Source organism: Bradyrhizobium forestalis (genome assembly GCF_002795245.1).
GTDB classification, from domain to species: domain Bacteria; phylum Pseudomonadota; class Alphaproteobacteria; order Rhizobiales; family Xanthobacteraceae; genus Bradyrhizobium; species Bradyrhizobium forestalis.
On sequence record NZ_PGVG01000018.1, the window covers coordinates 22100 to 43812 of the forward strand.

At 63.5% G+C, this 21713-nt stretch carries 21 protein-coding genes; 4 read left to right on the top strand and 17 right to left on the bottom strand.

What is annotated here, in order from left to right:
• Window positions 1-9: 9 nt before the first annotated feature.
• The 6 genes from CVM73_RS21260 to CVM73_RS21280 all read right to left on the bottom strand — a co-directional run bounded on the left by CVM73_RS21260 (window position 10) and on the right by CVM73_RS21280 (window position 4770).
• A complete protein-coding gene (locus CVM73_RS21260) occupies window positions 10-468 on the bottom strand; it encodes a YybH family protein (protein ID WP_100233923.1) in 459 nt (152 codons plus the stop codon).
• 12 nt (window positions 469-480) lie between these two features.
• Window positions 481-1410, bottom strand: coding sequence for an aspartyl/asparaginyl beta-hydroxylase domain-containing protein (locus CVM73_RS21265; protein WP_100233828.1), 930 nt, complete (start codon window positions 1408-1410; stop codon window positions 481-483).
• 141 nt (window positions 1411-1551) lie between these two features.
• Window positions 1552-1707 (bottom strand): hypothetical protein, encoded by a 156-nt coding sequence (locus CVM73_RS40425; protein ID WP_167406967.1) that lies wholly within the window; start codon window positions 1705-1707, stop codon window positions 1552-1554.
• A 180-nt stretch (window positions 1708-1887) separates the two neighbouring features.
• Window positions 1888-2541, bottom strand: coding sequence for a hypothetical protein (locus tag CVM73_RS21270; protein ID WP_245452389.1), 654 nt, complete (start codon window positions 2539-2541; stop codon window positions 1888-1890).
• The gene (locus tag CVM73_RS21275; RefSeq protein ID WP_245452390.1) at window positions 2510-3166 is read right to left on the bottom strand and encodes a nucleotide-binding protein; all 657 of its coding nucleotides are present in this window, start codon (window positions 3164-3166) and stop codon (window positions 2510-2512) included. The genes CVM73_RS21270 and CVM73_RS21275 overlap by 32 nt, the downstream gene beginning before the upstream one ends.
• Window positions 3167-3309: 143 nt before the next feature.
• Complete coding sequence (locus CVM73_RS21280) at window positions 3310-4770, bottom strand: flavin-containing monooxygenase (protein ID WP_100233829.1); 1461 nt, start codon at window positions 4768-4770, stop codon at window positions 3310-3312.
• Window positions 4771-4989: 219 nt separating this feature from the next.
• Between CVM73_RS21280 and CVM73_RS21285 the strand changes: the two genes are divergently transcribed.
• Window positions 4990-5856: a hypothetical protein gene (locus CVM73_RS21285; protein WP_100233830.1), complete on the top strand. Its 867-nt coding sequence runs from the start codon at window positions 4990-4992 to the stop codon at window positions 5854-5856.
• Between the two features lie 99 nt (window positions 5857-5955).
• Here CVM73_RS21285 and ahcY read toward each other — a convergent pair whose 3' ends face one another.
• The 3 genes from ahcY to CVM73_RS21300 form a co-directional block, all read right to left on the bottom strand.
• Window positions 5956-7377, bottom strand: a complete 1422-nt coding sequence (gene ahcY / locus CVM73_RS21290) for an adenosylhomocysteinase (protein ID WP_100233831.1) — start codon at window positions 7375-7377, stop codon at window positions 5956-5958.
• A 122-nt stretch (window positions 7378-7499) separates the two neighbouring features.
• Window positions 7500-8696, bottom strand: a complete 1197-nt coding sequence (gene metK, locus CVM73_RS21295; RefSeq protein WP_100233832.1) for a methionine adenosyltransferase — start codon at window positions 8694-8696, stop codon at window positions 7500-7502.
• A gap of 60 nt (window positions 8697-8756) precedes the next feature.
• Complete coding sequence (locus tag CVM73_RS21300; protein WP_100233833.1) at window positions 8757-10112, bottom strand: hypothetical protein; 1356 nt, start codon at window positions 10110-10112, stop codon at window positions 8757-8759.
• A gap of 172 nt (window positions 10113-10284) precedes the next feature.
• On the opposite strand from CVM73_RS21300, the gene CVM73_RS21305 reads away from it, so the two are divergent.
• Entirely contained in the window at window positions 10285-12003 is a 1719-nt protein-coding gene (locus CVM73_RS21305; RefSeq protein ID WP_100233834.1) for a caspase family protein, read from the top strand.
• 208 nt (window positions 12004-12211) lie between these two features.
• Here CVM73_RS21305 and CVM73_RS21310 read toward each other — a convergent pair whose 3' ends face one another.
• From CVM73_RS21310 to CVM73_RS21335, 6 genes are all read right to left on the bottom strand, one after another.
• Entirely contained in the window at window positions 12212-13330 is a 1119-nt protein-coding gene (locus CVM73_RS21310) for a cobalamin-independent methionine synthase II family protein (protein WP_100233835.1), read from the bottom strand.
• A gap of 70 nt (window positions 13331-13400) precedes the next feature.
• Entirely contained in the window at window positions 13401-14117 is a 717-nt protein-coding gene (locus tag CVM73_RS21315; RefSeq protein WP_100233836.1) for an ABC transporter ATP-binding protein, read from the bottom strand.
• Window positions 14110-14865, bottom strand: coding sequence for an ABC transporter ATP-binding protein (locus CVM73_RS21320; protein WP_100233837.1), 756 nt, complete (start codon window positions 14863-14865; stop codon window positions 14110-14112). Before CVM73_RS21320 ends, CVM73_RS21315 begins: the two co-directional genes overlap by 8 nt.
• Window positions 14862-15890, bottom strand: coding sequence for a branched-chain amino acid ABC transporter permease (locus CVM73_RS21325; RefSeq protein WP_100233838.1), 1029 nt, complete (start codon window positions 15888-15890; stop codon window positions 14862-14864). The genes CVM73_RS21320 and CVM73_RS21325 overlap by 4 nt, the downstream gene beginning before the upstream one ends.
• Window positions 15891-15898: 8 nt before the next feature.
• The gene (locus tag CVM73_RS21330) at window positions 15899-16768 is read right to left on the bottom strand and encodes a branched-chain amino acid ABC transporter permease (RefSeq protein ID WP_100233839.1); all 870 of its coding nucleotides are present in this window, start codon (window positions 16766-16768) and stop codon (window positions 15899-15901) included.
• A gap of 199 nt (window positions 16769-16967) precedes the next feature.
• Window positions 16968-18167 carry an ABC transporter substrate-binding protein gene (locus CVM73_RS21335; protein WP_100233840.1) on the bottom strand — a complete coding sequence of 400 codons (1200 nt, stop codon included), beginning with the start codon at window positions 18165-18167 and terminating at the stop codon, window positions 16968-16970.
• 523 nt (window positions 18168-18690) lie between these two features.
• Here CVM73_RS21335 and CVM73_RS21340 point away from each other — a divergent pair.
• Window positions 18691-18975, top strand: coding sequence for a hypothetical protein (locus CVM73_RS21340; RefSeq protein ID WP_100233841.1), 285 nt, complete (start codon window positions 18691-18693; stop codon window positions 18973-18975).
• 163 nt (window positions 18976-19138) lie between these two features.
• Here the strand turns inward: CVM73_RS21340 and purU are convergent, their stop codons facing one another.
• Window positions 19139-20002 (bottom strand): formyltetrahydrofolate deformylase, encoded by an 864-nt coding sequence (gene purU, locus CVM73_RS21345; protein WP_100233842.1) that lies wholly within the window; start codon window positions 20000-20002, stop codon window positions 19139-19141.
• Between the two features lie 171 nt (window positions 20003-20173).
• Between purU and CVM73_RS21350 the strand changes: the two genes are divergently transcribed.
• Window positions 20174-21034: a uroporphyrinogen-III synthase gene (locus CVM73_RS21350; protein ID WP_100233843.1), complete on the top strand. Its 861-nt coding sequence runs from the start codon at window positions 20174-20176 to the stop codon at window positions 21032-21034.
• Here CVM73_RS21350 and CVM73_RS21355 read toward each other — a convergent pair.
• Window positions 21031-21711 carry a redoxin domain-containing protein gene (locus tag CVM73_RS21355; protein WP_100233844.1) on the bottom strand — a complete coding sequence of 227 codons (681 nt, stop codon included), beginning with the start codon at window positions 21709-21711 and terminating at the stop codon, window positions 21031-21033. The two genes, CVM73_RS21350 and CVM73_RS21355, sit on opposite strands and share 4 nt — an antisense overlap.
• Between the last annotated feature and the right edge of the window lie 2 nt (window positions 21712-21713).

The window sequence follows — 21713 nt, forward strand, 5'->3', positions numbered from 1 at the left end:
CAAGCCGAGCTACCAGGCCTTCACCGGCCGGTTGGCATGGCTTGCCTGCGGCACGCCGCGATTGAGCGACATGTGCGAATGCACGCACAGCCATCCATCGCCATTTCTTGAAAACACCATCGTCGCCCGGCCCGGCCGCGGAAACGCGCTACCATCAGGGTGATAGCCCGTGCTCGTCCACGGCGCGATCACAGTCGCCATCGCGCCATCGGCGGACGCCAGAACGGAGGCCTGCTCGATGACGAAACGAAAGTCACTCGTCTTGGGCCAGACGTTGTCCCATTGCGTCGAGACCCATTGATCGAGGCCGGGGATGACGTCGTTGTGGGTGCCGAAGGCGAGCACCTCGGGGTGGAAAAGCGGCCGCGCCGAAGCGTAGTCGACCTCGCGGACATAACCCGCGAAGGTCTCCAGCCAGTTGCGGAAGAACTGCGTGATCTCCGCGTTAGCATTCGGCAGGGAAGCCATTGCCGGGATCATTCACCACAACGCCGACAGCACGATGAGGCCGAGGATCAGCGCCGTCAGCGAATATTTCAGCGTGTAGTAGACGTTGCGGTTCCATTCCTTGACCTTGCGGCTGGCGAGATGGATCTCGTAGAGCTTGCCGAACACCTTGTTGAGCACGCCGACATTCTCGCCGTCGACGTTCTGCGTCGCCGACGCCTTGACGATGTGATGACTGACCCAGCGATTGATCGCGGTCATGAAGCCGAACTTCATCGGGCGCTCGACGTCGCAGAACAGGATGATGCGGTTGACGTCGGTTGCGTTCTCGGCGCTGTGGATGAAGGTCTCGTCGAACATGAAGGCCTCGCCGTCGCGCCAGACGCATTCGACGCCGTCGACGAGAATCCGGCACTTGCTCGAATTCGGCGTGACGAGGCCGAGATGATAGCGCAACGAGCCCGCGAAGGGATCGCGATGCGCGCCCAGCTTGCCGCCCGGCGGCAGCATCGCGAACATCGCGCCGTGTACGCTGGGAATCGAATTGAGCAACTCCACCGTCTTCGGGCACAGCGTGCGCGCCGAGGGCAGGAAGTCGTCGTACCATTTCAGGTAAAAGCGCTTCCAGCCGCTCTTGAAGAAGGAATAGAAGCCCCAATCGTTGTTCTTCGCGGCCGCGCGGATGAAGCCTTCGTCGAACAGGCGCACCGCCTCGTCGCGGATGGTCTCCCAGTTCTCGCTGAGGGGCTTCAGCTCGGGGAACTGATCGACCGAGATCACCGGCCTGTTCGGCACGGCCGAGCCCGCATACATCAGCACGTTGTAGGGCGCGAGATAGGTCGAGTGATCGCCGAGCTGGCGCGCGAAGCGCAGCCGCTGCTTGCCGCGGAAGTGAACGTAAATCGTCGAGGCCGCCAGCACATAAAGAATGACAAGTTGCGGCGCAAAAAGCTGTTTCAACATTTCCCCAGTTCCCAAGTGACCCAGCCGGGGACGTCATCTACTCCGGCCCGGCCCGACCGACAAGATATTCACCGATGGGTTGCAATCACGCTGGGGAGAGCGCTCGGGAACCTGGGGCCGAAAGGGCTGAAACGGCCCGAATCAAGCCCGCGACAGCGCCTGCAGCCCCTTGAAGGTCAGGCGCTTGGGATCGGTGACGCCGGCGAGGTAGAGCCGGCGGATGAAGGCGATAACGGCGTTGCGGTCGCAATCGGTCAGCGCGACGACGGCGTCGACCGCGATCTTCTGGGCTTCCATTGGGCTCACCTCGGCCTTGCGAGTAACCCCGGCCGAGACAGGCTAGGACCCACTGGTTAATCTGGCATTAACCGCCCGGGCAGCGTGACCGGTTCAGCCCGCTGGCCGAACATGCAACCGACACCGGCGCCGGTGCGTACCACCCGCCCCGCTGTCGGCGATACCCGATTCCGACGCGCGCTATTCGGCACCGGACGTTCTCGCATTGCGTGTCAATGATTTCAGCAATTCGGCCTGCTGTCGCACCAACTCACACTGCTTTCGCGCATGTGAACTCGACAACTCGATCCACTGCGAGAGCGTTCTCACGCGGCTCAACTCGCGCGTATACTGCAGCGTCGCGCCTGCATTCACTTTCATCAATTCGAGCACGATAGCGTGGCACTCGGCGGCAGCTCCGTCCAGGACGTCACCCTCCGGCCCGGCAATATCCTTCGTAAATTCGAACGCTGTATGCACTCCTAACTTCATTGCCTCGAGAGCGCGCGCCTGCATCTCTCTGGCGATCTCCACGGCAAGAGCGGAGGTGCTGCCGGCACTTTGGAATTGCGTCGAAGGCAACTCCACCTTGGCAGACGGGCTGGTCCCGCCGCTGTCGATTACCGCGGAAATGGTCGTATCCGCAGGCATCTTTCGAGCCGGTGTCTTTCGAGCAGGCCTCTTGGCTGCCCGCTCGCTCCGGTGTCCTTCGCCCCCTGGGATGGCGACCGGATTCGGCGGCGTCTCCAAAAGGCTCTCGTCGATGGTACGGCTCACGACCGCGGTCAGATCCACCAGCGACCGACGTCTGGCGCGTACGCCATCAGCAGGCTGTCTCGACTGCGCCTTGCCCATGATGATTCGACTCCGTGAAGATGTGCTCCGAAATCCACCGCCACAGCCCAACGATCTCGTCCGAGGCTTTTCCCTCCGGTGCAAACTCGGTGACGCCCAAGCCTACCCCCAGCGCATCCTGGTGGTCGTTGCGCTGTCCAATGAAGGGGAGCGCAAGCACGCCAAGCGAGTTGAGAGACGTGGCAGCTTCACTCAGCCGGCACCCCCGTGTGGGCGTCTGATTGAGGATGAAGGCAAACCGGCGGTTACCCCTGCGAATGGCCAACAGCGTAGGGATGGCAGCTTCGATATCGGCCGGGCTCGGACGCGCCGGAATGAGACAGAGGTCGGCATTGCTGATGGCGCGCAGCGCCAAGGCATTATTCGTGGCGGCCGTGTCGATGATCGCGAGCCCAATCCCTTCAGCCTGGAGCCGAGATAGCACCGGCTCGATCTCCGCCGGATCCGCAACACACTCGACACGGGGAAAGCAATTCTCGCGACGCTGTTTCCATCTCGAGATGGTGCCCTGCGCGTCCGCCTCAATGAGAGCGACGCGCTCTTCGTGTTCCATTGCGGCCACTGCAAGCCCAACGGCCAGCGTACTCTTGCCGCTACCGCCTTTTTGCGTGACCAGAGCAAGCACGTGCACGTCCCGCGCTCCCATCAATGCCAGCGACGCGGAACTCAGGCGCTGTCGGAAGTAAATTGCATGCGACGCAATAATACTACTTCAAGTCGCGGCTCGCCTCAAGCGATCGGCGGGGTTCCTCCGGCAACATACGGAGATCAGGAATACTGCATCACGCCGTCGTCGATCCGGCCGAAGCGCAAGGAGACGATGTCGAGGGCATAGTTCTGGTGGAGCCGCCACGGCCGCCTCGACCCCTGTTTCGGCATCTTCGCGATCGAGCGCTGCACGTAGCCCGAGGTGAAATCGAGCGAGGGCTGGGCGGTGATCGTGGGATCGTCATTGTGCGGCATGCATTGCCGGAAGTTATGCCGGTCCATGTAGTTGATGAGCCGGCAGACATATTCACAGGTGAGATCGCATTTCAGCGTCCAGGAGGCGTTAGTGTAGCCGAAGGCGGAGGCCATGTTCGGCACGTCGGCATACATCATGCCCTTGTAGGTCAGCGTACTCGCGAAATCGACCGTGCGGCCGTCGACACTGACCTCAAGGCCGCCGACAACCTGGAGCACCAGCCCGGTCGCCGTCACGATGATGTCCGCGGCAAGCTCGCGGCCGTCCTTGAGGCGGATGCCGTCGCGGGTAAACCTATCGATCTCGCTGGTGACGACGGCGGCGCGTTGTTCGCGGATCGCCTTGAACAAATCGCCGTCCGGCACGAGGCACAGCCGCTGATCCCAGGGATTGTAACGCGGCGTGAAATGGGTGGCGACGTCGTAGTCGGGCCCGAGCGCGATCCTCACGCCTTTGAGAATGAGATCCTTCACCTTGGCCGGTCGGCGCCGGCTGAGCTGGAAGAAAAACATCCCCCACATCACGTTGCGCCAGCGGATCAGGTGATAGGCAAGGCGCGCCGGCAGATTGCGGCGCAATTTGTTGGCAACGTGATCCTGGGCCGGACGCGACACCACATAGGTCGGCGAGCGCTGCAGCATGGTGACCTGCGCCGCCTTCTTGGCGAGCTCCGGCACCAGCGTCACCGCAGTCGCGCCGGAGCCGATGACGACGACACGTTTGGCCACGTAGTCGATGTCCTCGGTCCACTTCTGCGGATGCACGATGCGGCCAGCGAAATCCGCCACGCCCTTGAACTCCGGCGTGTAGCCCGCCTCGTATTTGTAATAGCCCGAGCACAGAAATAAGAAATTGCAGGTGAACCGCACGAGGTCGATCGCACCCTCGCCCGTCATACGCTCGGCCTCGACGGTCCAGCGTGCATCAGGCGTCGACCACGATGCTCGCTTGACGCGATGATGATAGCGGATGTGCTTGTCGATGCCGTTCTCGGCTGCAGTCTCGCGCACATAGTTCAGGATCTGCGGCCCGTCGGCGATCGCCTTCGGATCGGTCCACGGCTTGAACGAATAGCCCAGCGTGAACATGTCGCTGTCGGAGCGGACACCGGGATAGCGGAACAGGTCCCAGGTGCCGCCGATGCAGTCGCGACCCTCCAGGATGACGTAGCTCTTGCCCGGGCACTTGGCCTGCAAATGATAACCCGCGCCAATGCCGGACAGGCCGGCACCGACGATCAGCACGTCGAAATGTTCTTGTTGCATGGTTTCCTCCCGCCACCGAGGATTGTCCGCTCGGTGGCGGCGCCAGTCAATCCATGAGGCATGCTCGCGCCGTTGAGTGCGGCGCGGCAAACATTTTGAGAGGGCCAGAACGTCCGCTGGCCGCGACAACGAGAGTCCGCGATTGCATCTGAGATTTAAATCTACTATAACGCGAACAATTTCAGGCTGCTTTTTCAGTTCATTCCGATTGAGGTTGTCATGGCAGATCATGGCGCTGAAGGCTCGTTCGACCAAAACGACGCCAAGGCTGAGTTGATCACACCTCCCGCCGTCCACACGATCAACCTAATGGGCGCACTCTACCTAACTATAACCGGCCTATTTTTCTATCTGCTCATCGCGACCTGGCCTGTCCTTGACGGACCCGCATTCAAGAGCTTCCACATCTTCTTCTCGCGCCATTCCTGGGAGCCCGACAAGCAGATGCTGTTCACGGTGATGGTCGCCGGGGCACTCGGCAGCCTCACGCACACCATGACGTCCTTCGGGGACTACGTCGGCAACCGCCAGCTCAGCACGAATTGGCTGTGGTTCATGATCTTGCGCGTGCCGATCGGAATGACGCTCGCCGTGCTGTTCTACTTCATCGTCCGAGGCGGTCTTCTACTTCCAACTCTTTCGGCCCCGCCCGCGGGTGGGTCAGCGCCGACCAATTCTACTCTGCAATTGAATCCCTATGGCATGGCCGCTTTCGCGGCATTGGCGGGGATGTTCTCCAAACAGGCAACGGACAAGCTTGCTGCAGTGTTCGATGCAGTCTTTGCGATGACGAAGCCTGTCGAGCGCGACAATCCTCTCAATGCGAAAGACGCCGAGCTCAAGGTTGCTCCCGCCAAGCTGACGCAAGGGAAGCTGGAAGAGTTGACTGTCACCGGAAGCGGCTTCCAAACGGAAACCAAGGCAACCGTCAACGGCAAGGACAGAGCTTTCAAGAAATCCAGCGCGACCGAGGGCAAGATCACCCTGCTCGAAGAAGACGTGCGCGGCGTCGGCGAACTCGCCATTGTTGTCGTCAATCCTAACAAGGACGTATTCAGGACGACGATCAAGGTGGTTGCCGCATAGTCTCCCGAGGGAGGCGGCCGTCGCGTACGCTATGGGTTCAACAACAAAGAAGCCCCGGATTGCTCCGGGGCTTCCTGCGTTTCTGACGGACGTTGTGTCTCAGTACCGGTAATGATCCGACTTGTACGGACCCTCCTGCTTGACTCCGATATAGTCCGCCTGGTCCTTGCGCAGCTCGGTGAGCTTGACGCCGATCTTGGCGAGGTGCAGGCGCGCGACCTTCTCGTCGAGCGTCTTGGGCAGCACGTAGACCTTCTTCTCGTACTTGCCGTCCTTGTTGTTGGCGAACAGCTCGATCTGCGCCAGCGTCTGGTTGGTGAAGGACGCCGACATCACGAAGGACGGATGGCCCATCGCGTTGCCGAGGTTCACGAGGCGGCCCTCCGACAGCATGATGATGCGGTGCTTGTCGGGGAATTCGATCTCGTCGACCTGCGGCTTGATGTTGGTCCACTTCAGATTGCGCAGAGCGGCGATCTGGATCTCGTTGTCGAAGTGACCGATGTTGCAGACGATGGCGCGATCCTTCATCGCGCGCATGTGCTCGATGGTGATGATGTCCTTGTTACCGGTCGCGGTGACGAAGATGTCGGCGCGGGGCGCGGCGTCTTCCATGGTCACGACCTCGTAGCCTTCCATCGCGGCCTGCAGCGCGCAGATCGGATCGACCTCCGAGACCATGACGCGGCAGCCGGCCTGGCGCAGCGAGGCGGCCGAGCCCTTGCCGACGTCGCCGAAGCCGGCGACCATCGCCACCTTGCCCGACAGCATCACGTCGGTGCCGCGGCGGATGCCGTCGACCAGCGATTCACGGCAGCCATAGAGGTTGTCGAATTTGGACTTGGTGACGCTGTCGTTGACGTTGATGGCGGGGAACAGGAGCGTGCCCTTGTTGGCCATCTCATAGAGACGGTGCACGCCCGTGGTGGTCTCTTCCGAGACGCCCTTGATGTTCTTGGCGATCTCGCCGAAGTAGCCCTTCGGCTTCTCCTTCAATAGGCGCTTGATCAGCGCGTAGAAGATCTCCTCTTCCTCGGAGCCCGGCTTGTCGAGGAAGGCGGTGTCGCCGTTCTCGGCGCGGACGCCGGCGTGCACCAGCATGGTGGCATCGCCGCCGTCATCGAGGATCATGTTCGGCGTGCCGCCGCCATGCCAGTCGAACAGCTTTGCGGTGTAATCCCAATATTCCGTCAGCGTCTCGCCCTTGACGGCGAAGACGGGAATGCCGGCGGCGGCGATCGCGGCCGCAGCGTGGTCCTGGGTCGAATAGATGTTGCAGGAGACCCAGCGGATATCGGCGCCGAGGGCCGCGAGCGTCTCGATCAGCACCGCGGTCTGGATCGTCATGTGCAGGGAGCCGGCGATGCGCGCGCCCTTCAGCGGCTGCTTCGGGCCGAACTCCTCGCGGGTGGCCATCAGGCCGGGCATTTCGGTCTCGGCGAGCGAGATCTCCTTGCGGCCGAAATCGGCCAGCGAAATGTCCTTGACGATGTAATCGGTGAAGCCGGGCTTCGCGTTCATGGGGGGTTCCTGTTTGTTGGATCGTCATTCCGGGGCGCTCGTGACACGAGCGAATCCGGAATTCGGAGGTTCGAGATTCCGGGTTCGCCGCCGTCGCGGCGCCCCGGAATGACGCAAGAGGGCTAGAGCGCGCGCTTGAGCTGCTCGACGAGGTCGGTCTTCTCCCAGGAGAAGCCGCCCTCATTGTCGGGCGTGCGGCCGAAATGGCCGTAGGCCGCGGTGCGCGCGTAGATCGGACGGTTGAGGTCGAGATGGGTGCGGATGCCGCGGGGCGTGAGATCCATCGCCTGCGCCGCCGCCTTCTCGAGCTGCTCCTCCGGCACCTTACCGGTGCCGTGGGTGTCGATGTAGATCGACAGCGGACGCGCGACGCCGATGGCGTAGGCAAGCTGCAGCGTGCAGCGGTCGGCGAGACCGGCGGCAACGATGTTCTTGGCGACGTAGCGCGCGGCATAGGCCGCGGAGCGGTCGACCTTGGTCGGGTCCTTGCCGGAGAACGCACCGCCGCCATGCGGCGCCGCGCCACCGTAGGTGTCGACGATGATCTTGCGACCGGTCAGGCCGGAGTCACCGTCGGGACCTCCGATGTAGAACTTGCCGGTCGGGTTGATGTGCCAGATCGTCTTCGGCGTGATCCAGTCCTTCGGCAGCGCCTCGCGCACATAGGGCTCGACGATGTCGCGCACCTGCTTGGAGGTGAGATCCTCGATCAGATGCTGGTGCGAAACCACGATCTCGCGCACGCCGACCGGCTTGCCGTTCTCGTACTGCACGGTGACCTGGCTCTTGGAATCCGGGCCGAGCACCTTCTCCTTGCCGGAGTGACGGGCTTCGGAGATCAGGCGCAGGATCTTGTGAGCATAGAAGATCGGCGCTGGCATCAAATCCGGAGTCTCGTTGGTGGCGTAGCCGAACATGATGCCCTGGTCGCCCGCGCCTTCTTCCTTGACCTCGCCCGGCTGCAGCGCATCGACGCCCTGGGCGATGTCGGCCGACTGCGGATGCAAGAGGATCTCGATGTCGCAGGTCTTCCAGTGGAAGCCCTCCTGCTCGTAGCCGATGTCCTTGATCGCGCCGCGCACGACGCTCTCGATCTGCTCGTTGGTCACCGACTTCGGACCGCGGGTCTCACCAGCGATCACCACCTTGTTGGTGGTGGCGAGCGTCTCGCAGGCGGCGCGAATCTGCCATGGATCGATGCCCGCCTTCGGCCCTTCACGATAGAACAGGTCGACGATCTCATCGGAGATCCGGTCACAGACCTTGTCCGGATGGCCCTCGGACACGGACTCGCTGGTGAAGAGATAGGACGCGCGCATCAGTAACCCCTTGTTCCGCCGCTAGCCGGCGGGCGTTTGCGATGTTTACTTTTGATGATGTCAATCACGCCGACGCGAGATGACGTAGGATTCGTCGAGAAACCAGAGCCCATTGTACTTTCGCAGCACGTCCCTGGCGGCATCCAGAGTGCGGCCGTTTTGAGTCATTTCTGTCAACCGGTCGTCCTCAATCTGAGCGACATACACCGCCGCATTCCACGCTGCAAAGGCCGTCGAGGTTCCGATGGTGCCGGTGACCTCGTTGGGCAGCGCTTCCATATCATACCTGAAGATCGAACGGTTATCCGCGTAGGCATTAAAATTTAAGTCGCGGCCCACCGATCCAAGTTCATACTTAACTGCACGCAGTAGCTCATGACGGCTGACTGAGAAAGGATTTTCTCCGGGCCAGATCGCCTGGATCATTTCCATGCCCGGATCCTGCCCGTGGGAGTGGATTCCGATCAGCCGGCCGCCCGGCCGAAGCGCCCGCGCCAGGGGTGCAATGATCCGCTTGGCCCGGAAATTGACCGAGGACAGGGCCCGGTAGGGCTGGGATGCGATGACGAGGTCGAAATTGGCCTCGGTCTGGCCCGGCCGCGGAATGGTCGAATCCAACAGGAATCTGTGGTCCTCGCGATAGAGCACGAGGACGACCGGCCGCTCGTAGAGCGGCATGGCCGTGCGTGGGCTGATCGCAGCGCGCCAGTTCTGCTCCAAGAACGGCCTCAGCTCCGCGATCTGCTGCTCGAATTCGCCCGATGAAGCGCCGCGGAGCGGCACCTCATGCCAGACCGTGGCGGCGGCCGCCGCAGGCGATGCCGGCGTAAGCCAGGGCGCCTCCGCGTAGAACATGTTGGTGAAGACGAACACCGACGCCGGATGCTCGAAAATGCGGTCCGGCACCTTCTCCAGGGTCAGGCGCAGGTCCTCGAGGCTGAGCTCCTTGCCCGCGACATAGAAAGGCATGTGTGGAAAGCGCTGGTGCGTCGCGCGCAGCACCCGCGCCAGCACCGTGCCGTCACCGACGCCCGCGTCGAACAGGCGCAGCGCCGGCGGGCGCGGATGGATGGAGCTCAGCTCCAAGGCAACCCTGTCTGCGATCACCCGCTTCTCGCTGCAGGTGTGGACGAACAGCAGGTATTTCTGGCGGTTCTCGAAGAAGCGGAAATTGCCGCGCGGATCGCGCTTTTCCGGCGGGACCTGAAGTCCCCGCGGCGGCGGCATGCCGCCGGCCATCGATGCGGCCATATAGGCCTGGATCCGCTCGAGCGTGTCGATGGTGATGCGCTTCCCCTCGCGCAGGCGCTGCACCAGCTTCCCATCATTCACCGCGCGCCGGCCGAAGGTCGATTCCGCCATGCCCGCCTTGCGGCAGAACTCGGTGATCTGGCTCAGGATTTCGTCGTTCTTCATGAGTGGGAAGCGGTGGGCAGTGGCGTTGGGTCCCACCTCTTAGCAGATCCTGCCCACTCAGGGAATAGCAGGATCGAGGCGCCGCGTTTCCCTGGGTGCGCCAGGGCGGAGCGGTGAACCCCTACGTCCTCTTGGGCAACAAACAAGCGCTTCTCCTCTCGGGACCATCGCCATGCGCCGCCTGCTCGTCGCGCTCTGCCTGCTCACCGTCACGCAATGGTCCGCGCCCGCGGTCGCGCAGGCACGCAATCAGCTCGGCCCGCTCTGCACCACCGAGACGACGCCGGCAGACAAGATGGTCGATGCCTGTACCAAGATCATCGCGCTGAAGGTCTTCAAGGGCGAGCAGCTCGCGACCGTCTATTTCTGGCGGGCCGTGGGCTGGAACAAAAAGGGCGACTACGCCAAGGTCATCGCTGATGCCACGGAGGCGATCCGGCTGCAGCCGAGCCAGGCGGTCTATAACCTCAGGGGCTCGGCCTATTACGACAAGGGCGACTACGACATCGCTATCGCCGATTTCGACGATGCGCTGAAGCTCGGCCCACCCAGCGGCATCATCTTCCACAATCGGGGCAACGCCTGGCGCGGCAAGCACGACTATGCCAAGGCCATTGCCGACTACGACATGTCGATCAAAGCCGATCCGAAATCGGTCTTCTCGTTCCAGAACCGCGGCATCTCGAAACAGGCGCTCGGCGATCTCGACGGCGCACTCGCCGACATCAACCAGGCGATCCGGCTTGATCCCTCGCTGCCGCAGCCACTGATCAACCGCACTGCGATCTGGCGCGCCAAGGGCGATCTCGATCGCGCCATCGCCGATGGCAGCGAAGCGATCCGGCTCGCCAAGGACAAGCCCCCGGTCAACATCATGACGCCGCCCAACAGCGTGCTGATCTCCGGTTACACCCATCGCGCGTTGGCCTATGAGGCCAAGGGCGATTACGCCCACGCCCGCGAGGACTACAAGGCGACGCTGGCGATCGTCGCCTCGGACGCCGGCAGCAAGGCCAACCAGGCCACCGCAAGAGTGCGCCTGTCGCTGGTGACGGACGCGAGCACACCGATCCCGCGCGATGCGCCGTCCCCTGCGACGCAGCCGGCGGCATCCCCTGCCCCGCAGCAGACCGGCTCAGCACCGACACCCTCGCCAGCCCCGACCGTCCGCGGCACGCGCATGGCGCTGATCATCGGCAACGGCGCCTATGCGCATGTCAAGGCGCTGCCCAATCCGGCCAACGACGCACGTGCCATTGCGAAGAGCCTGCGCGACATCGGCTTCAGCGTGTCCGAGGGCGTCGATCTCGATCGCGCCGCGATGCAGAAGATGACGCGCGACTTTTTGCGGGAGGCAGCGCGGGCGCAGGTGGCGGTGGTCTATTATGCCGGCCATGGCGTGCAGGTCGACGGCCGCAACTATCTCATTCCGGTCGACGTCGCACTCAAGCCTGGCGCGAGCATGACCGAGGCGATGATCGACATGGACACGATCATGGCCGGCCTCGACGACCAGGTCCGCACCAACATCCTGATCTTCGACGCCTGCCGCAACAACCCGATGGCGCAACAGGTGGCGAGCGCCGGCACCAATCGCGGCATCGAGGGGGCCTCGGGTCTCGCCGCACCCACGAGTCTCGGCACCGGTGCGACATTAGGGGCCGGCACGCTGATCGCATTCGCGACCGCGCCGGGCCAAGTGGCGCTCGACGGCGAAGGCGCGAACTCGCCGTTCTCCGCCGCACTGTCCCGCCATATCGGCACGCCCGGGCTGGAGGTGCAGCAGATGCTCACACGCGTACGGGCGGAGGTGGTCTCGAGCACGAAGAGCAAGCAGGTTCCGTGGTCGAACTCGTCGCTGCTGGGCGAGGTCTATCTGGCGGAGAAGTGAGGGTGGGATTGCGCGCTGCTTTTTTGACCGCCGCACTATTCGCCAACACTCAGGTGTCATCGCCCGGCTTGACCGGGCGATCCAGTACTCCGGGACAGCTGTGGTTAAATCGATGGGCCGCGGCGTACTGGATTCCCCGCTTTCGCGGGGAATGACAGCGAGAGTATGGGGAGGTCTTCCGACACTCACGCACCGGCGCGCGTGAGCCTCAATTACCCCAAACTTCCTTGGCAATCTCGACCGCAAGGCCGAGCTTGGCCCACTGCTCCTCTTCGGAGAGGATGTTGCCCTCTTCGGTCGAGGCGAAGCCGCATTGCGGGGACAGTGCGAGCTGCTCCAGCGGCGCGAACTTCGCGGCTTCTTGCAGGCGCCGCTTGATGTCGTCCTTCTTCTCGAGCTCGCCGAACTTCGAGGTGATGACTCCGACCACGACGACCTTGTTGCCCTTGGGCAGAAAGCGCAGCGGCTCGAAGCCACCGGCGCGGTCGCTGTCGTACTCCAGGAAGTAGCCGTCGTAATTGGTGCCGGCCAGCAGGGTCTCGGCCACCGGCTCGTAGCCGCCCGAGGAGATCCAGGTCGAGCGGAAATTGCCGCGGCAGACATGCGTCGTCACCACCATGTCGGCGGGCTTCTCGGCCAGCGCGTAGTTGATGATGCGGGCATAGATCTGCTGCAGGCCGTCCGGATTGTCGCCGCGCTCGCGCGCCTTCTGCAATTCGTCCTGCGAGCAGAGATAGGCCCAGACGGTGTCGTCGAACTGGAGATAGCGGCAGCCGGCGTCGTAGAACGCCTTCACGGCCTTGCGATAGGTCTTGCCCAGATCTTCGTAGAAGGCATCGAGATCGGGATAAACGTCCTTGGAGATCGACTTGCGGCCGCCGCGGAAGTGGAGCACCGCCGGCGATGGGATCGTCATCTTGGCGGTGACGTGGGCCTGGTCGGCGACTTTCTTCAGGAAGCGGAAGTGATCCAGCATCGGGTGGTCATCGGGAAAGTCGAGCTTGCCGATCACGCGGACCGCATCGTGACGGGTCTGCACGCCCGTGAACTGGATGCCGGTGTCGGGGTGGAACAGCTCGCAGCCGGTGAGCTTGGCCAGGAAGTCGAAATGCCACCAGGAGCGGCGAAATTCGCCATCGGTCGCAAGCTTCAGCCCGATCGAGGCCTGCTTGTGCACGACCTTCTCGATCTCCATGTCCTCGATCTTGCGCAGGTCGTCGGCCGAGATCTCGCCCTTCTCCAGACGGCTGCGGGCTTCCTTGATCTTGGCGGGACGCAGGAGGCTGCCGACCTCGTCGGCGCGGAAGGGGGCTTTGGTTCGCTGCATTCTTGTTTCTCCCGAATTTCAGTCGGCGCTCGTTGTACTCTCTCTCCCCGCAGGCGGGGAGAGGCGAAGATCAGTGGGCGGCCGCGCCTGCGACGCCGAGGTGGCGCTCCAGGACCGAGGGGTCGGCTTTCAGCGCGGCGCTCGGGGCGTCGTGGACGATCGTTCCACGCTCCAATATCACAACGCGGTCGGCGAGCCCCAGAATCTTTTGTGCATTCTGCTCGACGATGATGGAGCAGATGCCCCCCGCCCGGGTGATGGTCCCGATCGCCTTGAGCAGCTCCTCGACGATGATGGGGGCGAGGCCCTCGGTCGGCTCGTCCAGCAGCAGGACCTTCGGGTTGAGGGTCAGTGCGCGGCCGATCGCCAGCATCTGCTGCTCGCCGCCGGAGAGCTGGTTGCCGAAATTGCTCCGCCGCTCCTTCAGCCGCGGGAACATCTCGTAGACCTTCTCCACCGTCCACGGGCCCGGCTGGGCCACCGCGGTCATGTTCTCCTCGACCGTGAGCGAGCGGAAGATATTGCGCTCCTGCGGCACCCAGCCGATGCCGGCGCGCGCCCGCTGGTCGGGCCGCAAGGTGGTGACGTCGGCGCCGGCCAGCACGACGGTGCCGGAGAAGCGGCGGGTGACGCCGACGATGGAGTTGATCAGCGTGGTCTTGCCGGTGCCGTTGCGGCCGAGCAGCGCCAGCACCTGCCCCTCGGCGAGACGGAGCGACATCTTCGGCAGCACCACCGCCTCGCCATAGCCGGCGCGCAATGCATCGATTGCGAGGAGGTCAGACATTGACCGCCTCCTCGCCGAGATAGACCGCCTTCACCTGCGGATCGCGTGCGACCTGTTCGGGCGGGCCCTCGGTCAGCAGTGCGCCGGAGACCAGCACCGAGATGCGGTCGGCGAAGGAGAAGACGAGGTCCATGTCGTGTTCGATCAGCAGCACCGTGACGTCGCGCGGCAGCGCGCCGACAACGGCGAGAATGTCATGGCGCTCGCTCTCAGGCACGCCGGCCGCGGGCTCGTCCAGCAGCAGCACGCGCGGCTTGGCGGCGATCGCGACCGCGATCTCGAGCAGGCGCTGCTTGCCATAAGGAAGCGTCACGGTCTCTTCGTTCATGACGTCGAGCAGATGGAAGCGTGTCAGCAGCTCGGCGATCTCGCCGTTGACGTCGCCGCGCGTCCCCATCCGCCGCCACCAATCGCCGCCATGGCCGAGGCGCTCTGAGACCGCAAGGCCGATGGTCTCGAGCGGGGTCAGGTCGGGATAGAGCTGGTTGATCTGGAAGGTGCGCGACAGGCCGCGCAGCACGCGCTTGTGCACGGGCAGGTCGGTGATGTCCTGGCCTTCGAGCAGGATGCGGCCCGAGTTCGGCTTCAGCACGCCGGTGAGCTGGTTGATCACGGTGGTCTTGCCAGCGCCGTTAGGGCCGATCAGCGCATGGCGCGCGCCCTGCTCGACCTTCAGCGACAGGTCGCGGGTCACGCGCAGACCGCCAAATGTCTTTTCGAGATTCCGGGTTTCGAGCGCGATGGTCATGCGTCGCTCTCCGGCACGGCGACGACGGCCTTGCGGCCCGCGACCTGTCTGATGATCAGGTTGGGCACATACAGCACCCAGCGGTGCAGGCGCTGGCGGCCGACCAGCACGATCACGACCAGCACGAGGCCGATCCAGAACTGCCAGTATTGCGGCGTGATGGTGGAGAACAATTCCTGGAGCATGCGGAACACCACCGCACCGATCAGCCCGCCATAGAGATAGCCGGTGCCGCCGATCACGAGCACCAGCATCAGGTCGGCCGAGCGCTCGAAGGCGAACACGTCGAGCGAGGCGATCGCGGTGGTCTGGGTGAACAGCGCCCCCGCAATGCCGGCATAAAACGCCGCCAGCGTGTAGATCGCGATCAGGCGGCGGTTGACGGGAATGCCGATGGCGGCGGCGCGCAGCGGGTTGTTCTTGATGGCGCGCAGCGACAGGCCGAATGGCGAGTGCACGACGCGGCGGGCGAATAGGAACAGGACGAACAGCACAGCCAGTGAATAGAAGAAGCCGGCCTTGCCGAACATGTCGAAGGGGATCTGGCCGAAAATCGGCTGCATCTCGATGCCCTGCAGGCCGTCGGTGCCGCCGGTGATGTTGGAGAAGCGCTCGGCGAGCGCCTCCAGCAGCAGCGCAATGCCGAGCGTCACCATCAGACGGGTCAGGTCGACGCCGCGGATCACCAGGAAGCTGGTGGCAAAGCCCAGCACCATCGCAGCAAGGCCGGCGACGATCAGCGCGAGCACGGGCTCGTTGATGATCCCATGCAGGGCAAGAAGTCCCGCCGCGTAAGCGCCGACACCGAAGAAGGCGGCGTGGCCGAGCGAGACGATGCCGGCATAGCCGAGGATGAGATCGAGCGACATCGTGAACAGCGCCAGCCGCAGGATATCGGTCATGATCAGATAGCGCGACGGAAATACGAAACCGCAGGCCAGCACGATCAGCCAGAAGGCGATTTCGCCGTAGTGCCAGCGCGCCTGGCGCTGGGCGTGATAGCCGACGTCGGAAGCAGCGCCCATCGGTGAACTCAACGCGCGGCAGGGCGGCCGAACAGGCCGTTCGGACGCCAGATCAGGATGACGATCATCATGGTGTAGATCACGAAGGGGCCCATCTTCGGCACGTAATATTTGCCGGCGACGTCGCCGATGCCGAGCAGGAGCGAGGCCAGGAACGGACCTGTTATCGAGGAGGAGCCGCCGACGGTGACCACGATCAGGAAGTAGATCATGAATTTCAGCGGGAAATACGGATCGAGCCCAAGGATCTCGGCGCTCAGCGCGCCGCCGAGGCCGGCGAGCCCGCAGCCAAAGGCAAAGGTGAAGGCGAACACCTGCGGCACGTTGATGCCGAGGCCGCTGGCGGCACGCGGGTCGTCGACCGCGGCGCGCAGGCGGCTGCCGAAGCGCGTCTTGGCCAGCACCATCTGCAGGCCGACCGTGAGCAGGCCGCAGATCACGATGATCATCAGGCGGTAGCGGCCGATGCCGACGCCGAACAGGTCGAACTGGCCCTGGAGCGCGGCCGGCAGGTTGATGAACACGCGCGAGGAGCCCTGGATGTAGTCGACGGCCGCGACCGACATGAAGGTCAGGCCGATCGTGAACAGCACCTGGTCGAGATGGCTGCGCGTGTAGAGATGACGGTAAAGCGTGCGCTCGAGCGCAATGCCAATTGCGGCCGACGAGACGAAGGCAAGCGGCAGCGCGGCGAAAAACGGCCAACCCATCAGGTTGACCAGCACCATGCAGACATAGCCGCCGGCCATGGCGAAGGCGCCGTGGGCGAGATTGACGAAGTTCATCAGGCCGAGCGTGACCGCGAGCCCGCAGGCGAGCACGAACAGCAGCATGCCGTAGGCCACGCCATCGAACAGGTTGGTGAGGATTGCGGTCATCGAGGGTCTTGCATTGTCTCAGGTGTAGCAAAGGGCCGCGCTGCGCTCCCTCTCCCGCTTGCGGGAGAGGGCTGGGGAGAGGGTGTCTCCATAGAGAGACTCCCAATGAGGAGAGAGCCCTCACCCGGCGCTTTGCGCCGACCTCTCCCGCAAGCGGGAGAGGTGTGCAGAGAGCCCCGGGATGCCCCGCTTTCGCGGGTCACTTCTTGGTCTTGCCGAGATCCTTGACGGCTTGGAAGGTCGCGAACTCGACATTGTAGAGCTCGCCATCGACCTTCTCGACCTTGCGGATGTAGATGTTCTGCACGATGTCGCGGGTCTCGGGGTCGATCGAGATCGGGCCGCGCGGGCTCTCCCACTTCTGGCCTTTCATGGCCTCGATCAACTTGTCGCCATTGGTGTCGCCACCGGTCTTCTTCAGCGCCTCGTAGATCAGGTGGATGCCGTCATAGCCGCCCACGGCCATGAAGCCCGGACGGTTGCCGAAGGCCTTCTTGTAAGCGGCGACGAAATCCTTGTTCATCTGCGAGGGGTGCGCTGCGGAATAGAGATGCGCGGTGACGGTGCCGAGCACCGCGTCGCCCATGTTGTTGAGCAAATCGTCATCAGTGACGTCGCCGGGCCCGATCACCTTGATGCCGGCCTTGTCGAGGCCGCGCTCGGCATATTGCTTCATGAAGTTGCCGCCCTGGCCGGCCGGCACGAACACGAAGATCGCGTCCGGCTTGGCGTCCTTCATGCGCTGCAGGAACGGTGCGAAGTCGGGGTTTTGCAGGGGAACCTTGACCTCTTCGACCACCTCGCCGCCGCCCGCGGTGAAGTTCTGCTTGAAGAAGTTCAGCGCGTCATTGCCCGGCGCGTAGTCCGAGGTCAGCGTCGCCACCTTCTTGATGCCGTTCTTGACCGCCCAGTCGCCGATGATTGTCGAGGACTGCGCCAGCGTGAAGCTGGTGCGCACGATATAGGGGGATCGCTCGGTGATGATGGAGGTGCCGGCCGCCATCACGACTTCCGGAATCTTGGCTTGCGTTGCGAGCGGCGCGGCGGCGAGCGCGGCCGGCGTCACGCCGAAGCCGGCGATGAAGTTGACCTTGTCGTTGACGATCAGCTCCTGCGCGGCCGTCTTGGTCCTGTCCGGCACCGCGCCGTCGTCCTTGACGATGATCTCGACCTTCTTGCCGGCGACGGTGTCGCCCTTCTGCTGCATGTAAAGCTTGATCGCGTTCTCGATCTGCTTGCCGGTCGAGGCCTGGCCACCGGTCATCGGCAGGATCAGACCGACCTTGACGCTGTCTGCGGCCTCGGCGGGCGCGAGGCCGGCAAGGCCTGCAACGGCCGCAACGGCAGCGGCCCAAGTCGCCTTTAAAGTAGCCTTATGAGACAGTTTGCGTTCGAACATCAGATGTCCCTCCCCTTCATTCCTGACTCTTGTGCCCTGGACCGAGTGCCCGGCCCTTGCCTTCACTTTAGCCCGCGCGCGAGTGCTCTTGCGCGCCACATGGGCGTCTTTCGCGCCCTCCTTGTCAATCGGACGTTCGGCGCCCCTTCGGCGCAAGCCGAGCGTTCGAAGACCCATCAAGCGGGAGCGGTGCCGCGGTTACGTCGGGTAACCCGAGCAACTCGACCGTGACCACCTTCATTTGTACGAATGTACAAAGAAAATGGACTTGTCAACGAAAACCCCTGCCGCGCACCAAGCTATGTTGTCGCGAGCCTCAAGCCGAGTCTAGAAACGGGATGGAACGCGTAGATGGAGGATTTCGTCTTTCTTTTGCAGGATTTAAACATCCGCGCGCCTCACCCAGCCGCGACTCGGTAATAAATTACCTACCTCGAATAAGCCTATTTTACCTTGTTGAAGGCTACTCTTCGTCCTGCCGGCCCGAGCTGGCGTCCAACGACCGAACGCGCGCACCCACACAATGCCTAGGACTCTTCGTTCCGCCCTTACCCTCGTTGCGCTCGCAGCGGGGCTGTCCGGCTGTGGGACGGTCAACGAAAAACTCTCCGCTGGCATGGGCGACTATGTCCCGCAATGGGCCGGCGGCCTGCCCGCCGATGCTCCGCCACGACCGGGTACCCCGCAATACGATGCTTACATGAAGGAACGCGAACGCAAGCGGCTGCTGCCGGCGGCCGATCGCGAGAAGGAAGAGCAGGCCCAGAAGGGCGCGACGGGGACGACGTCGGCTGGCGCGGTGCGTTAAAGGGGCGCGCGCGCCCCCTCGCCCCGCTTGCGGGGGAGAGGGTTGGAGTGAGGGGAGTTTCCACAGGAACAGTGAGAGTTGGACTCGCGGAGAGCCCCCCTCACCCGAATTCGAGCTTTGCTCGAATTCGACCTCTCCCCGCACACGGGGAGAGGTGAACAACTCAATCCACGAACACCACCGTCTTGCGGCCGTTCAGGATGACGCGGTCGTCGAGATGGTAGCGGATGGCTCGCGCCAGCACGCGGCGCTCGATGTCACGGCCTTTGCGGACCAGATCTTCCGGCGTGTCGCGATGGCTGATGCGCTCGACGTCCTGGTCGATGATTGGGCCCTCGTCGAGGTCGCGCGTGACGTAATGCGCGGTGGCGCCGATCAGCTTGACCCCGCGTTCATGGGCCTGGTGATAGGGTTTTGCACCCTTGAAGCCCGGCAGGAACGAGTGGTGGATGTTGATGCAGCGCCCCGACAGCTTCGCCGAGAGATCGTCCGACAGGATCTGCATGTAGCGGGCGAGCACGACGAGATCGGTCCTCGTCTTGCCGACGAGGTCCATGATCTGCGCCTCCTGCTCGCGCTTGGTCTCCCTGGTGACAGGCAGGTGGTGGAAGGGGATGCCGCCGAAATCGAGCCCGGCATAGACCTCGCGCGGGTGGTTGGAGACGATCGCAGTCGGAACCATCGGCAATTCGCCGGTGCGCCAGCGATAGAGGATGTCGACCAGGCAGTGGTCCGACTTCGAAACCAGCAACATCACCTTGCGATGCGCGGCGCGGTCGCGCATCTGCCACTCCATGCCGAAACGCTCCGCGATCGCGGCAAAGCCGGTCTGGAGCGCCGACAGTTCCACGGCAAGATCGGCCGCTGTGAACACCACCCTCATGAAGAACTTCTCGGTCTCGACGTCGTCGAACTGCTGGGCGTCGAGGATGTTCTGCCCGTTGTGGGCGAGGAACGTCGACACTGCCGAGACGATGCCGGGGCGATCCGGACAGGACAGGGTCAGGACATATTGATGGTCGGGCATGTTGATGAACAGGCTTGGCTCTTGATGAAGGTTTGTGCAGCGGAACTATCCGCGATTTTCGCCCTGCTCTAGCACCGACCCCGTCCTTGCGCCAATCCCAAGACTTGCTTCAACATAAAGCGCGGAGTCAGGATGAACGGACGATTGCGATTGTCTGACCGGAGCACACCCATGGCCGACCGCCTGAACGGCTACCGCATCCTGATCCTGGAAACGCGGGAGGAGGCGCAGTTTTCGAAGCTTCTGGTCGAGCAAGGCGCCGAGGTCGTGCAATGCCCGATGTTCACTATCCATGATGCGCCGGACCCGGCTCCAGTCGAGGCCTGGATTCGCCGTGCCATCGACAAGCCCTTTGACGATCTCGTGCTGATGACAGGCGAAGGGCTGCGTCGCATCATGAAGCTTGCCGGCACCCGCGGGCTCGACGCCGCCCTTGTCGCGGCGCTCGCCAAAGCGCGCAAATTCACCCGCGGCCCGAAGCCGGGCAAGGCGCTGCGCGAGATCGGTCTCGAGGCGCAGCAGACCACGGAGAAGCCGACCACCGAAGGGGTGATCGAGATGCTGGCCAAGCTCGACCTGAAAGGACGACGTCTCGGTCTCCAGCTCTATCCGGACAAGGATCACGGCGCGCTGATCGGCGCGCTGGCCGCGCAAGGCGCCGCCGTCGATACCGTGCTGCCCTATGTCTACGATTCCAAGGCAGCGGATGCGAACATCGTTGCCGCCATTGACGACATGGCCTCGGGGCGGATCGATTCCGTCGCGCTAACCAATCTCGGCCAGGTCCGCCGCCTGATCGAGGCTGCAAGAGCACATGGCAGCGAAACGAAACTGCGTGCAGGCCTCGAACGGACGTTGATCGCCTCGGTGGGACCGGCGGTCTCCGGTGAGCTCGCCGCGCACGGTCTGCGCACGGACGTCTCGCCGGCGGAGGACGCGTATTTCATGCGACCGCTGATCTCGGCGATGGCGCTAGCCCTCGCGGAGAAGCGACCGCACGCGGCGGGTTCGTCGCCGGACGGCGACGCCTAGCCCGCCACCTGCGAGGCGGCCGACATCAGCTCCTGTGGGCTCGGCGCTCCGAACATGCGCTGGCCGCCGTCAGGGACCTCGGTAAACGACCAGCGCACGATCCCTTCCCGATCGAGCAGGAACTGGCCGAACAGCTGGCCTGTGCCGGCCGCCGCCATGCGCTGATCGGCTTCGGTCATCTCGTAACCGTCCTTGCTGTTGAGGTACTCGGCGGCCGCCGGCCGGTTCATCGGCCGAGGCAGTTCGCCGGGCATGTCGACGTTCATGCTCATGACCACGTCCATACCCACCTTGCGCGGCCACTCGGTCTCGTTCTCCGTGAACTCGATGTTGGGCAGGCCGAACGCGCGATGCGAGATCCGGTCGGGGTCGGACGCGGCAAGCAAATTGGGCAAGGGATGATAGCGGAAGTAGAGCCGCGCCCGGTCGATCGGCGTATTGACGACCGTGAGACTTTCGATGCCCTTCCCGCGCAACGCACCGTCGAGCTGCGCCTGCGCGGCGATATGACGCCGGCAAAACGGGCAGTGCAGGCCACGAAACAAGCCGACCAGTATCGGACTATGCCCGCGATAATCCTCGAGCGCGATCTTTCCTTCGCGCGTGATGGCGTCCAGCACGATGTTCGGTGCGCGATCGCCTGGCTGAAGTGGTGCATCGACGTGACGGTCTGACATGA

Excerpts from the sequence above, each read along its gene's own strand:
- CVM73_RS21310 (WP_100233835.1), bottom strand. The coding sequence starts at position 13,330 with ATGCAGCGAACCAAAGCCCCCTTCCGCGCCGACGAGGTCGGCAGCCTC.
- CVM73_RS21320 (WP_100233837.1), bottom strand. The coding sequence starts at position 14,865 with ATGACCATCGCGCTCGAAACCCGGAATCTCGAAAAGACATTTGGCGGT.
- CVM73_RS21280 (WP_100233829.1), bottom strand. The coding sequence starts at position 4,770 with ATGCAACAAGAACATTTCGACGTGCTGATCGTCGGTGCCGGCCTGTCC.
- CVM73_RS21270 (WP_245452389.1), bottom strand. The coding sequence starts at position 2,541 with ATGGGCAAGGCGCAGTCGAGACAGCCTGCTGATGGCGTACGCGCCAGA.
- CVM73_RS21265 (WP_100233828.1), bottom strand. The coding sequence starts at position 1,410 with ATGTTGAAACAGCTTTTTGCGCCGCAACTTGTCATTCTTTATGTGCTG.
- CVM73_RS21260 (WP_100233923.1), bottom strand. The coding sequence starts at position 468 with ATGGCTTCCCTGCCGAATGCTAACGCGGAGATCACGCAGTTCTTCCGC.
- CVM73_RS21340 (WP_100233841.1), top strand. The coding sequence starts at position 18,691 with ATGCCTAGGACTCTTCGTTCCGCCCTTACCCTCGTTGCGCTCGCAGCG.
- purU (WP_100233842.1), bottom strand. The coding sequence starts at position 20,002 with ATGCCCGACCATCAATATGTCCTGACCCTGTCCTGTCCGGATCGCCCC.
- CVM73_RS21300 (WP_100233833.1), bottom strand. The coding sequence starts at position 10,112 with ATGAAGAACGACGAAATCCTGAGCCAGATCACCGAGTTCTGCCGCAAG.
- metK (WP_100233832.1), bottom strand. The coding sequence starts at position 8,696 with ATGCGCGCGTCCTATCTCTTCACCAGCGAGTCCGTGTCCGAGGGCCAT.
- CVM73_RS21325 (WP_100233838.1), bottom strand. The coding sequence starts at position 15,890 with ATGGGCGCTGCTTCCGACGTCGGCTATCACGCCCAGCGCCAGGCGCGC.
- ahcY (WP_100233831.1), bottom strand. The coding sequence starts at position 7,377 with ATGAACGCGAAGCCCGGCTTCACCGATTACATCGTCAAGGACATTTCG.
- CVM73_RS21285 (WP_100233830.1), top strand. The coding sequence starts at position 4,990 with ATGGCAGATCATGGCGCTGAAGGCTCGTTCGACCAAAACGACGCCAAG.
- CVM73_RS21330 (WP_100233839.1), bottom strand. The coding sequence starts at position 16,768 with ATGACCGCAATCCTCACCAACCTGTTCGATGGCGTGGCCTACGGCATG.
- CVM73_RS21355 (WP_100233844.1), bottom strand. The coding sequence starts at position 21,711 with ATGTCAGACCGTCACGTCGATGCACCACTTCAGCCAGGCGATCGCGCA.
- CVM73_RS21315 (WP_100233836.1), bottom strand. The coding sequence starts at position 14,117 with ATGTCTGACCTCCTCGCAATCGATGCATTGCGCGCCGGCTATGGCGAG.
- CVM73_RS21350 (WP_100233843.1), top strand. The coding sequence starts at position 20,174 with ATGGCCGACCGCCTGAACGGCTACCGCATCCTGATCCTGGAAACGCGG.
- CVM73_RS21335 (WP_100233840.1), bottom strand. The coding sequence starts at position 18,167 with ATGTTCGAACGCAAACTGTCTCATAAGGCTACTTTAAAGGCGACTTGG.
- CVM73_RS40425 (WP_167406967.1), bottom strand. The coding sequence starts at position 1,707 with ATGGAAGCCCAGAAGATCGCGGTCGACGCCGTCGTCGCGCTGACCGAT.
- CVM73_RS21305 (WP_100233834.1), top strand. The coding sequence starts at position 10,285 with ATGCGCCGCCTGCTCGTCGCGCTCTGCCTGCTCACCGTCACGCAATGG.